This window comes from Leeuwenhoekiella sp. LLG6367-2.1 (genome assembly GCF_045055775.1).
Lineage (GTDB): Bacteria > Bacteroidota > Bacteroidia > Flavobacteriales > Flavobacteriaceae > Leeuwenhoekiella > Leeuwenhoekiella aequorea.
The window spans coordinates 351,852-364,060 of sequence record NZ_CP159331.1; the positions used below are offsets into that span (position 1 = coordinate 351,852).

Here is a 12,209-nt window from a genome sequence, read left to right on the forward strand (position 1 = left end):
TAGGGTTCTATAGTTATTTTTTTCTCAAATCTAATAAGTGTGGAAATTCGGGATTTACAGGAATTTCTTTAAAGTTGAAGGCTTTTTCAGAACTTGTTGTTTTAAAGCTTCGTGTAACCGTCCCGGTAACCGGCTCAGTTTCCGAAGGATTAATTGTGCCTTGCGTGTGCCCCATCTCCCAAAATCTATTAATGCGTCGGGATTCTGCTTCTAAGCTGTTTATAGGATAAGTCTCGTAACTTCTTCCACCGGGATGAGACACAAAATACGTACAACCACCTATTGATCGCTGATTCCATAAATCTACCACATCAAATACTAAGGGCGTATCTACTCCTATAGTAGGATGTAATGCCGACCAAGGATCCCATGCTTTATACCGCACTCCGGCCACATATTCTCCTTTTACTTCAGTTTTACTGAGCTGAACTTTAACCCCATTGCAACTTACTACATAACGCTCATCATTAAAGTTTGAGATTTTTATCTGTACACGCTCAAGTGAAGAATCTACATAACGTGCAGTACCTCCTCCTGTCATTTCTTCACCAAGCACATTCCAGGGTTCAATAGCAGCTCGCAATTCTATCTGCATCTCTTTAATATCTACAAGGCCATACAACGGAAATCTAAATTCAAAAAACGGATCAAACCAATCCAATTTAAATGGATAACCAGCAGTATTTAACTGATTTACGATATCTTTTATATCTTCTTTTACATAGTGCTCCATTAAAAATTTATCGTGCAATTGTGTACCCCATCGAACTAATTTATGCTTATAAGGCTCTTTCCAAAACCAAGAGACCAGTGTGCGCACCAGCAACATTTGCATAAGACTCATTTGTGGATGTGGTGGCATATCAAAGGCGCGTAATTCTAAAATGCCTAAACGTCCCGATGACGAATCTGGTGAATACAATTTATCTATACAGAACTCAGCACGGTGTGTATTACCCGTTATATCTGTGAGCAAATGCCTAAATAATCGATCTGTTAACCAGTAAGGAACCTCTTCCCCTTCCGGAATTTGATTGAAGGCAATTTCTAATTCATAAAGATTTTCAGCTCTACCTTCATCTACTCGCGGCGCCTGACTGGTAGATCCTATAAATCCTCCAGAAAACAAATACGATAATCCAGGATGATGCTGCCAGAACGTTAATAAACTTCTTAGCATATCGGGTCTTCGTAACAACGGACTATCGGCAGGTGTTGTCCCTCCTAAAGTAACATGATTACCACCACCGGTACCGGTATGCTTGCCATCAAGCATAAATTTTTCAGTACCTAAACGGCTCTTTTTTGCTTCCTCATACAACGTAAGGGTCGTTTTTGTTAATTCACTCCAGTTTTTAGAAGGGTGAACATTTACTTCTATCACTCCAGGGTCTGGCGTAACTTTTAAAACTTCTAACCGAATATCTCTTGGAGGTTCATAGCCTTCAATTAGAACAGGCACATTAAGTGCCTTTGCGGTAGTCTCTATCGAGGCGATAAGATCTAGAAAAGTCTCTGCATCATCAAGTGGCGGTAAGAAAAGATACAATTTCTTTTCTCGTACCTCAGCACAAATAGCTGTGCGTGCAAATGGATTCTTCTCTTTTTTATCTGCTCTATAATCTATCTTACTTTTAGAAACTTCTGTTTTTTTATTTCGTCTTTTATTTAAAGCTTCACCGTAAGCACCAAAGGGTTTGCGTTTATCAAATAAATCTGGTTCTGCGATATCCTGAGAAGGGGTTTCTGGATTTTCAATTAGGGAATTAAGAGGTAATCTATAACCGACGGGAGAATTGCCAGGTATTAAAAACAATTTTTTCTGTCTAAATTCCCAAGCATTGGTAACCCATTTACCTCTAATATTCGCTAGTGGCATAACATGCCCTATTTTTTTATCAAGTCCTTGTTCTAATATTTTATTAAGTCTGTTACGTACTGATGTAGCGGTATCATCCCCTTTTAGAGGATCTACATCCATGGGCAATCGCCCCTCTTCCCACATAAAATAAAATACATCTTCATACGCCGGCATAATATATTCCAAACGCACCCCTAGATTAAGGGCCAAGTCTTGTAGAAACATTTTAGTAATACCCTGCGGAAGCTCATATTCTTTAGTAAATGATGCCATTAGCCCTTCATCCTTCCAGATAGGTTCACCATCTTTACGCCAATGCATGCCGATTGCCCAACGCGGAATAGGCTCACCCGGATACCATTTTCCTTGAGCGTGATGAAACATTCCTCCTTTGGCAAATTTATCTAGTAGCCTTTTTGATAAATCTTCGGAAAGTTTACGTTTTTCAGGTCCGTCTGCTGCAGTATTCCACTGTTCAGACTCCATATCATCTATAGAGACAAATGTAGGTTCACCGCCCATAGTGAGGCGCACATCGTTCTTTTGTAGTTCTTCTTCTACTTCAAAACCTAATTCATATATTTCCTTCCATTGGCTTTCTGTATAAGGCTTTGTAACTCTGGGAGATTCAAAAATACGCGTCACCGAATTATCAAACTCAAATTCAGTTTCAGCAGGATCAGAAAACCCAACTACCGGAGCAGCACTTTCAAAAGATGGTGTGCACGCAAGGGGTATGTGACCTTCACTTGCTAAAAGTCCTGAAGTAGCATCAAGACCTATCCATCCCGCTCCGGGAACATACACCTCAGCCCAGGCGTGTAAATCTGTAAAATCTTCCTCGGGACCAGAAGGACCATCCAGTGATTTCTCGTCAGATTTAAGTTGTACCAGGTAACCCGACACAAATCGTGCTGCCATCCCGAGGTGACGTAGTGATTGTACAAGTAACCAGGCAAAATCCCGACAAGAACCCAGTTTTTTTTCTAAGGTTTGCTCGCACGTTTGTACGCCCGGTTCCATACGTACAGTATAGTCTAGATATTCATTAATGTGTCTGTTAATGCCTATTAAAAAATAAATAGTTAATTGCTCTTTTGTATCTATAGTCTTTAAAAAAGAGGCCAATAGAGGTCCGCTATCTGTAATTTCAAGATAAGGAAGCAATTCTTTTTTTAATGATTCTGAATATTTAAACGGGAAATTTTCGACAGCTTCTTCAACAAAAAAGTCAAAAGGATTAATCGTTTTTAAGTCGGCTAATATCTCAACATCAATAGATAATTCATCTGTTTTTTCAGGAAAGACCACACGTGCTAAATAATTCCCAAATGGATCCTGCTGCCAGTTAAAGAAATGATTTTCGGGTTTAATTTTTAAGGAGTAAGCCTCAATAGGAGTTCTGCTGTGTGGAGCAGGGCGTAATCTAAATATATGTGGCGAAAGCGAAATACGTTTATCATACTTATATTTTGTTTTATGAGAAATAACGACTTTTAACGCCATAAAATGCTGTATTAATATATATTAAGTAGCCTAACCCAAGTTAGCAACCACATATTAAATATAGCACACAGATACTAAATTATTGCCAAAAGGCTCAAAAAGTGTTTACTACAATCTTACTTTTCAACAATTATTATTTAATCCTATTATCAAGCTTATATCATCAATCAAAACAGAATAATATTATTAAAAACAACAAAAGCAGAAAGAGGTAGGATACCCATTCTGCTTTTATAAATTACTCGCCTTACTAGTTAACAATTAATGTGTATTTAAAAACTCGAGAAATCTTTTATGCATTTGGTCTGTATAATCATAATGAGTTACTATACGCAACTTACCTTTCCCTAAGGCACTGATATGAATATCTTCATCTTGTAATTTTTGGATGAATTGTAACTCATTTGCATTGGCATTCAGATTAAAAATTAAAATATTTGTTTCTACAGGCTCCACATGCGCTACGTCGGGATGCTTCATCAAGGCTATTGAAAGTTCCTGAGCTTTTTTATGATCTTCATCCATTCGCTGCCAGTTATGCTCTAATGCATAAAGACCTGCTGCCGCTGCAAAACCTACCTGACGCATTCCCCCACCAAGCACTTTGCGTACCCGCATTGCTTTATCCATAAACTTTTGCTTTCCTACAAGAACAGATCCCATAGGAGCGCCAAGACCTTTTGATAAGCATACAGATATCGTATCAAAAGCAGCTCCATAATCTTTAGGAGATTCATCGGTTACCACAAGAGCATTCCATAAGCGTGCACCATCAAGGTGAAAACCTAGACCATTGTCCTCACATACTTTCTTTATTTTAAGAATCTCTCTAAAATCATAACAAGCACCACCACCTTTATTAGTCGTATTTTCTAAACAAACTAAAGAGGTTAATGGACTGTGATAAAAGTCTGGAGGATTTATACTTTCTTCAACCTGATCTGCGGTAATCATCCCACGATGACCATCAAGTAACCTGCAAGACACACCACTATTAAAAGAAACTCCTCCTCCTTCATAGTTATATACGTGCGCATACTTATCTGCTATTAACTGCTCGCCAGGCTGTGTATGAATTTTAATTGCTGCTTGATTAGTCATACTTCCGGTAGGAAAATATAAAGCACTATCCATCCCAAAAAGTTCTGCAATATGTTCTTCAAGTCTATTAACGCTAGGGTCTTCTTTATAAACATCATCACCCACTTCGGCACGCATCATTGCTTCAAGCATTCCTTTTGATGGCTTAGTCAACGTATCGCTACGCAAATCTATTCTCATAGTATATATTTTAAATTTTCTTGTATTTATCTTAAGTGCTCGCCCCCATCTACTGGAATCACTGTACCATTAATCCAGTTTGCTTCAGGCTTTGCCAATAGGTAAACCACATTGGCAACATCTTCTGGTGTTGTTAATCGCTTTTGTGGATTGCGCTCTAATGCTTGATCTATTAACAAATCACTTCCCGGAATAAGTTTTAAACTTTCAGTATTTGTAACTCCTGCTTGTATGCAATTTGCTGTTATATATAATGGTGCATATTCATAAGCCATACTACGTATTATAGCTTCAAGCGAAGCTTTAGCCATAGATACCGCAGCATAATTAGGTAAAGGTTTTGTGCTTCCCTCACTCGTAAAGGTCAATATTCTGCTATTTTTTTCAAATAATTTTTCAGCTACAAAGGCTTTTACCCAAGTATAAAGACTCACAGCCATTGCATCTGCAGTAAGTAGAAAGTCTGTACCGGTGAGGGTTGCTATACTTTTATCTGTACTATAGATGGGTTTTAAATTTCCTTTAGCGATGCTGTGTAAGAGTAATTTTAAAGTAGCTTGCCGGTCATTAAAAAAACGGATCACTTCTTCGACGGTTTCCTCCTGGAGAGCGTCTTTATTAAAACAACTTATTTTTACTCCAAGCTCTCTAAGCTTATCGCAAGCAGCATTAAATTCTTCAAGTTTACTTCTTCTTGTACGATGTACGATACAAATATTCAACCCGTGCTGTGCAAGTTTTTTAACTGAAGCAAAGCCCAAGCCACTACTACCGCCTAAAACAAGTGCCCATGAATTTGAATGTGCTTTTGTGTTAAATTCAAAATTTACCATTGTAACAATATACGTTGTGCAGAAAATCCAGGTCCAAAACTAAGCATTAGTCCGTATTCTCTATTTTCAATCTCTCTATTTAAAAAACGTTCTAATACATACAACACCGTAACACTACTCATATTGCCGTACGCTCTCAAAACTTCTTTAGTATCATCGATATTTTTATCCATCTCACCAAACAGGCCTTCAACGGTTTGTACAATTTTCTTTCCGCCAGGGTGAAAAATCAAATGATTTATATGTTCTATCGAAAGATTATTATTCTCTAAAAACGGATTTATTAATAAAGGAAAGTGCGACGCAATAGTATCTGGCACACTCGGGTCTAAGATCATTTTTAATCCGGAATTTGTAAGTTTAAATCCCATCATATGTTCTGCATCATAAAAATGATACATTCCCGTATCTTTTATCCTGGGACCACTATCTTCTTCTTTAGAGGATAATAATACACATGCACCTCCATCCCCAAATATGGCAGCACTCACGATATTTGCCATTGAATAATCATCTAGTTGAAAAGTAGCTGTGGGACTTTCTACCGCAATAACTGCCGCACGTTTACCGGGATTGGCTTTCAAAAAATCATTAGCATATAAAATTCCGGAAATTCCTGCAGCACAGCCCATCTCGGTGACCGGAAGCCTAACAATGTCTTGTCTCAGCTTCAATTTATTAATAAGATATGCGTCTAACGACGGAATCATAATTCCAGTACAACTTACCGTAATGATATAGTCTATACTTTGTGCATCCCAATCCGCTTTTTCTAGGGCATCTTTTAAAGCTGTTTCTCCAAGTTTAATAACCTCTCTAGAATAAATTTCATTTTTTTCTTCAAAAGAAGAAGCTGTAAACACCTCTTCCGGAGCCATAATACTGTACCGCTTATCAACGGCAGCATTAGTAAATATCTTCTTTACCTTTCTGCGAAAGCGCTCCTCCTGATTTTCTAACCAACTGTCTAAAAGTGGCATTATATCCTGAGTTTCCCTATGATATTGAGGAATCGCTTTACCTACACTAGTAACTTTTACTTCTGTTTTTCTAAAATCCATAAATATCTAAAAGCCCATCGCCAGTTCAATTTAAAAGACGCGACTTTGAGCTTGCTTGTAAACATTAATAATTCGTTTTTACTAAATGCCCGTTCAATAGATATCAATCCATCGTGCCGGGCTATATGTGTTTTCATAAATACAGTACTAAAGCCTTTAAACAGAATATGCGCAATTTTAGAACGATGTAAGTCATTAATTACCACGCCTAACTTAGAAAGCTTTAGAAATTGTTTAAGAAATATAAGAATTTCATCATTTGTAAAATGATGCATCGTAAGTACAGAGATAATAATATCACATTGAAAAGAGGTACTTTCTAATTGTAGAATATCTTGTTTTTTATATACTATTTCAGGATAGTCTTTAGATTGTTGTCTTGCCAGATCAAGACTCTTTTCATTAAGATCGAGTCCTACTAATTCTACCTGTATACGTTGTGCACGCATATGGTTTGCAATTTTTCGAAGCATAGCACCATCACCACAACCTAGATCTACAATTTTATACTTCTCCTGCGGAAATTTATTTATAAAATAGTGAATTCCCTCAACGGTAATGTGTTCACCTCCCAGCCATTTGTTAACTAAAGTAACATCCTTTAGAGCAGATTGAAGGGTTACAGGATCAAGTGTAGGGTCATCCATTAATTCTGGAGTAAGCTTTCTATTTTTCAATTCTTTACAGGTTTGCCGTGAGTAGCTTTAATTATGTATTTTAACAAAAATGGAAAGTTCTGTATAAGCTTAAAACTATAGCGTGTCGCTAATCTATTTTGAAATAGTGTTTGCAGCGCACTCCCAATTTGTAATCGGGAATTAAATTCTTTTTTCCAGCTTTTTTCATAATTTCTTTCTAGTTGTGATCGACTCCAATTACCCGTATCAAATTTAATGATATGCTCAGATAATAGTTGAGCACCTCTTACAGCCATAGCCATCCCATTACCACATAAAGGATGTATAAGACCTGCACTATCCCCACACATGAATATATGATTTTCTACAACCTTCTTGTGATCAAAAGAGATTTGACTTATGGTTAATGGTTTTTCAAATAGCGGTGTAGCCTCCTTAAAAAATGCCTTTAATTTCGGATTTCTTTCTAGTACATTCTCTTGAAAATTTTCTAGGTTAGACCGTTCCTTAAAAGCATCCAGGTGTGTTATATAACACACGTTTATTCTGTTCTTCTCCACACTAGAAATACCGCAATAGCCACCATCAAAATTATGTAAACTCACGGTATTACTATTTACAGATCCTGAGTAATGGCCTTTTACAGCGAGCCACGGAGTCTTTAAAGTTATAAATCTACGATGGAGCGCTTTGTCTAGATTAGACCTTTTCCCATAACTTCCAATAACTAAATTCACCTCGTATTCGTTACCTAACAAGGTCTGAAGGCTGAAAATTTCGTTGTTTTTTTCTACAGATTGCACTTGCTCTTGCACTATTCTTACACCTGCTTTTTTTGCTGCAGCCATTAAATTAAAATCAAGCAAATATCTACTTATACTAAAACCTCCGAGAGGAAGTTCGGCTTCAATGGGCTCACCTTGAACAGTTGTGAATTCAAAATTTGTTATTGGCACTGCTCCCCATTCAAAGGGATTTACGCCTAGAGTAGTCCAATACGGTAGAATTTCATTAGAAATATATTCCCCGCAAACTTTATGTTTGGGATAATTTTCTTTTTCAAAAAGAAGCACCTCAAAACCGGCCTTACTTAGATGCAAAGCAGCTGTTAAACCGGCAAGTCCACCACCTATAATTCCTATTCGTTCTATTCTCTTCAAAGCATATTGAAGATACTCATTCCGGCGCATAAAAAAACCTCATTGTAAAGAAATTTACAATGAGGTTTATATTTTAATTTCACACAGAAGTGTGCATTACTTTTAATTATTGACCTTCGCCAGCTTCTTTAATAGCTTCATTCTTCATCTCTTGATTAGGAACAATTGCTAACGTTACACGACGGTTTTTAGAACGACCTTCTGCAGTATTATTATCATACTTAGGTTGCTCCTCACCATACCATTGCGTAGTAAATCTACCAGCACTAATACCTTGTGATGTTAAATAGTTAGTCACAGCTTGTGCTCTATTTTTAGACAATGTCATATTGTATTCTGCGGCACCACTGCTATCTGTATGACCTACTACAAGTACGTTAGTTTGTGGGTATTCTTTCATTACTGTAGAAAGACCATTTAAAGTTTGTTGAGAGGCTGCATTGATATCATATTTTGCAGTAGCAAAATAAACACCACTGTTTTCATCAAAGTTCACGATAATACCATCATCAACACGTTCTACTTGTGCTCCTGGAATTTCTTCTTCAATACGTTTTGCTTGGTTATCCATACGCTTACCGATAACATTACCAGCAGCACCACCTACAACACCACCTATTACAGCACCTAAAGCACCACCGTCACCTTTTGTACCTACGTTGTTTCCTATAACCGCACCTATAATAGCACCACCAGCAGCACCTATTACACTACCTTTTTGCTGATTATTAGCATTTTTAGTGGCTTCACAGCCTGTAAGCATAGTAATAGCAATAGCTAATACCGAAACATTTCTTAATATAGATTTCATAATTATTGTATTATTAGTTAGCATAAAAATAATGCTTTCAGTTTAAGTTAATTCACTTAAATCGAAAGCATTACATTAAATTATTGTTATTCAGAAATTTTAGAAAAGTTCATCACGATTGTGAATGGTTTTCCATCAACTTGTACGGTTTGTGTAAAGGTCAATTGGTTTTCTGATAAGTAATTGATGTTAAGTCTAAAACCTGCATTGTTCATTGTAGATTTCATCTTAGCATCTGTAGGCTTTAGTAAAATATCATATGATGTTGTGCCTTCTTGTTCTGGAATACTCCATACGAAGAAACGCTGACCATCTGAACATGTACTACCTGAGATTTCATAATTACCAAAATTGTTATTCGGTATAAATCTCCAAGTGCTTCCTACAAAACATTCTGAAGATGCGTCTCCAAAAAGAGTCACATCATAAATGCCTGTAGCATTGTTGTAATTGATATTATCTAAATTCCAATAGCCTTTAAGAGTTTTTCTAGACTCCTTTACAACTTGACTAGATCCGCAAGATGCAAGAACTAAACAAACTAAAACCAGTGTGATTACTTTTTTCATAATTGAATTTTGGTTTGTACTATATTATCTAAACAATCTTGATAAAAGACTAATTAAGAATAATACTATAAAAATAAAGAATAAGATTTTTGCGATGCTCTCAGCTCCTGAAGCTATTCCACCAAATCCGAATATTGCTGCGATTATAGCAATGACGATAAATATAACTGTCCAACGTAACATAATTTTTGATTTTTTTGGTTAGTAATGATTCAAAAGTAATGTTAGCCTAGAATGTGTTTCTATTTATTAATAGTGTTTAACTAGAAGCTGTTAAAATCAGTTAACAAATTTTAATGCACATTTGGATTTCAATAAAATTTTAACATTAATAGGCAAGTACTTCGAGTAAGGCCTCTTTAATTTTTCGCTTGGGTAAATAAATCTCTTCCAGCGCATTTGCAAATGGAATGGGCGTATCAATACTACTTAAACGCTTAACTGGGGCATCTAAATAATTAAACAACTCTTCTGAAATACGTGCCGAGATATCGGCCATTATCGTCCCAAAAGACGAATCTTCAGTAACTAATAATACCTTGCCCGTTTTGTGTACTGAAGCTTTTATTGTCTCAAAATCTAAGGGAACCAGCGATCGCAAATCAATTACATCTGCCCGCACGTCCTCTACAGTTTCTAACACTTCAAGAACCCAATGTACCGGTGCTCCATACGATATAATTGTAATTTGATCTCCAGTTCTAATAACCGATGCTTTACCTATTTCTAATGTATAATAGTCCTGAGGAACCTCTTGCCGGTATGTCCTATATAATGCTTTGTGCTCAAAGAAAAGCACGGGATTAGGATCTTCTATAGCCGCAGCTAACAATCCCTTAGCATCATAAGGAAAAGCTGGATAAATAACTTTTAAGCCTGGAGTGTGGGTAAACCAAGCCTCGTTAGTCTGGCTATGAAAGGGTCCCGCTCCCACTCCTGCTCCACAAGGCATACGTATAACCACATCTGCAGATTGCCCCCATCGGTAATGTGATTTTGCTAAATAATTTACAATAGGATTAAATCCGCTGCTCACAAAATCTGCAAATTGCATTTCTACAACAGCTTTAAAATTATGTATAGCCAGACCCATTGCCACCTCAACAATTGCCGATTCACAAATAGGCGTATTGCGCACCCGTTCTTTTCCATAGGTGGCTAAAAAACCTTCTGTAACCTTAAAAGCTCCTCCATACTCGGCGATATCCTGACCCATAATTACAAGGTTATCAAATTTGCGCATACTCAAATCGAGCGCTTGAGAAATTGCATCTATAAATCGTATTTCTTTAAGAGAAGAAGCATTAGAATGAATTATTTTTGAGGTATTCTGAGCATAAACATCGTTTAATTCTAGGGCTTCAGAAGATTCAATTTCGGCTTCAGAAAACGTCTTACTAAGAGCTGTGTCAATTTCTTCTGCAAATTCAGAATTTATAAGTGTATCATTTTCCGCAGATAAAATATTCTCACGCAGTAAAAATGATCTATAATTTGCTAAAGGGTCTAAGTTTTGCCAATGGGATAATAAATGCTCGGGAACATATTTAATACCACTGGCTTCTTCGTGGCCACGCATTCTAAAAGTTTTAAACTCTAATAATACGGGTCTGGGATTCTCCCGCATAGACTGAGCCACACGGCTTACCAGATTATAAACTTCAAGTATATTATTTCCCTGTACGATATGACTTTCAATACCATATCCTTTACCCCTATCTGCTAAATGCTCACATCTGTATTGCTCATTTGTAGGTGTTGAGAGTCCGTATCCATTATTTTCTATGCAGAATAAAACCGGTAAATCCCATACCGCTGCAACATTAAGTGCCTCGTGAAAATCCCCTTCACTAGTACCTCCTTCACCAGTAAAAACGGCTGTGATTTTCTTTTCTTTTTTTAATTTATGAGCTAGAGCTATCCCATCTGCAACGCCAAGCTGCGGACCCAAATGCGATATCATTCCTATAATCTTATATTCTTGGGTTCCAAAATGGAAACTGCGATCTCTACCTTTGGTAAATCCATTTACTTTTCCCTGCCATTGACTAAATAACCGATCTAAAGGCACATTTCTTTGAGTAAAAACTCCCAGATTGCGATGCATAGGTAAAATATACTCATCAGAATGCAGTGCGGCAGTTACCCCTACTGCAATAGCTTCTTGCCCGATACCACTAAACCATTTCGTTATTTTTCCCTGGCGAAGTAGTAAAAGCATCTTCTCTTCAATAACCCGAGGTTTCAATAAATCTCTGTACAAGTTTATAAGTACTTCATCGCCATGACCATACCGTTCAAATTCTAAAACATCGGAAAGATTACGAGTTAATATCATATTTCATTTTTGGTATTTTAAAAGTAATTAATATCTCTGTTGTAATCAGAAATTATAATGCAGCCTTATTTATTTAAGTTTAGTTATAATTTTTTGGTTATCTATTATGTTATATTTGAAAGTCAAATGTTTTATTGAATTCACAATTAGT

The 12,209-nt window shown here is 36.7% G+C and carries 10 protein-coding genes; all 10 read right to left on the reverse strand.

Going from position 1 to position 12,209, the window contains the following annotated elements; all coding sequences use genetic code 11:
• Positions 1-13 precede the first annotated feature (13 nt).
• The 10 genes from ABVM53_RS01635 to ABVM53_RS01680 all read right to left on the reverse strand — a co-directional run bounded on the left by ABVM53_RS01635 (position 14) and on the right by ABVM53_RS01680 (position 12,058).
• Positions 14-3,367: a DUF2126 domain-containing protein gene (locus ABVM53_RS01635; protein ID WP_405328720.1), complete on the reverse strand. Its 3,354-nt coding sequence runs from the start codon at positions 3,365-3,367 to the stop codon at positions 14-16.
• Positions 3,368-3,628: 261 nt separating this feature from the next.
• Positions 3,629-4,648, reverse strand: coding sequence for a threonine aldolase family protein (locus ABVM53_RS01640; protein ID WP_405328722.1), 1,020 nt, complete (start codon positions 4,646-4,648; stop codon positions 3,629-3,631).
• 26 nt (positions 4,649-4,674) lie between these two features.
• Complete coding sequence (locus tag ABVM53_RS01645) at positions 4,675-5,481, reverse strand: enoyl-ACP reductase (protein ID WP_405328725.1); 807 nt, start codon at positions 5,479-5,481, stop codon at positions 4,675-4,677.
• Positions 5,475-6,542, reverse strand: a complete 1,068-nt coding sequence (locus ABVM53_RS01650) for a type III polyketide synthase (protein WP_405328728.1) — start codon at positions 6,540-6,542, stop codon at positions 5,475-5,477. The genes ABVM53_RS01645 and ABVM53_RS01650 overlap by 7 nt, the downstream gene beginning before the upstream one ends.
• Positions 6,518-7,219: a methyltransferase domain-containing protein gene (locus ABVM53_RS01655; RefSeq protein WP_405328731.1), complete on the reverse strand. Its 702-nt coding sequence runs from the start codon at positions 7,217-7,219 to the stop codon at positions 6,518-6,520. The genes ABVM53_RS01650 and ABVM53_RS01655 overlap by 25 nt, the downstream gene beginning before the upstream one ends.
• Positions 7,216-8,340 (reverse strand): NAD(P)/FAD-dependent oxidoreductase, encoded by a 1,125-nt coding sequence (locus ABVM53_RS01660; RefSeq protein WP_405328734.1) that lies wholly within the window; start codon positions 8,338-8,340, stop codon positions 7,216-7,218. Before ABVM53_RS01660 ends, ABVM53_RS01655 begins: the two co-directional genes overlap by 4 nt.
• A 106-nt stretch (positions 8,341-8,446) precedes the next feature.
• A complete protein-coding gene (locus tag ABVM53_RS01665; RefSeq protein ID WP_128757446.1) occupies positions 8,447-9,151 on the reverse strand; it encodes an OmpA family protein in 705 nt (234 codons plus the stop codon).
• A gap of 86 nt (positions 9,152-9,237) precedes the next feature.
• Positions 9,238-9,720: a lipocalin family protein gene (locus ABVM53_RS01670; protein ID WP_128757447.1), complete on the reverse strand. Its 483-nt coding sequence runs from the start codon at positions 9,718-9,720 to the stop codon at positions 9,238-9,240.
• 24 nt (positions 9,721-9,744) lie between these two features.
• Positions 9,745-9,903, reverse strand: coding sequence for a DUF1328 family protein (locus tag ABVM53_RS01675; protein ID WP_128757448.1), 159 nt, complete (start codon positions 9,901-9,903; stop codon positions 9,745-9,747).
• A 145-nt stretch (positions 9,904-10,048) separates the two neighbouring features.
• Positions 10,049-12,058: a thiamine pyrophosphate-dependent enzyme gene (locus ABVM53_RS01680; protein ID WP_405328737.1), complete on the reverse strand. Its 2,010-nt coding sequence runs from the start codon at positions 12,056-12,058 to the stop codon at positions 10,049-10,051.
• Positions 12,059-12,209: the final 151 nt, after the last annotated feature.

Coding starts and splice junctions, on each gene's coding strand:
- ABVM53_RS01675 (WP_128757448.1), bottom strand. CDS start 9,903: ATGTTACGTTGGACAGTTATATTTATCGTCATTGCTATAATCGCAGCA.
- ABVM53_RS01665 (WP_128757446.1), bottom strand. CDS start 9,151: ATGAAATCTATATTAAGAAATGTTTCGGTATTAGCTATTGCTATTACT.
- ABVM53_RS01640 (WP_405328722.1), bottom strand. CDS start 4,648: ATGAGAATAGATTTGCGTAGCGATACGTTGACTAAGCCATCAAAAGGA.
- ABVM53_RS01650 (WP_405328728.1), bottom strand. CDS start 6,542: ATGGATTTTAGAAAAACAGAAGTAAAAGTTACTAGTGTAGGTAAAGCG.
- ABVM53_RS01635 (WP_405328720.1), bottom strand. CDS start 3,367: ATGGCGTTAAAAGTCGTTATTTCTCATAAAACAAAATATAAGTATGAT.
- ABVM53_RS01670 (WP_128757447.1), bottom strand. CDS start 9,720: ATGAAAAAAGTAATCACACTGGTTTTAGTTTGTTTAGTTCTTGCATCT.
- ABVM53_RS01645 (WP_405328725.1), bottom strand. CDS start 5,481: ATGGTAAATTTTGAATTTAACACAAAAGCACATTCAAATTCATGGGCA.
- ABVM53_RS01680 (WP_405328737.1), bottom strand. CDS start 12,058: ATGATATTAACTCGTAATCTTTCCGATGTTTTAGAATTTGAACGGTAT.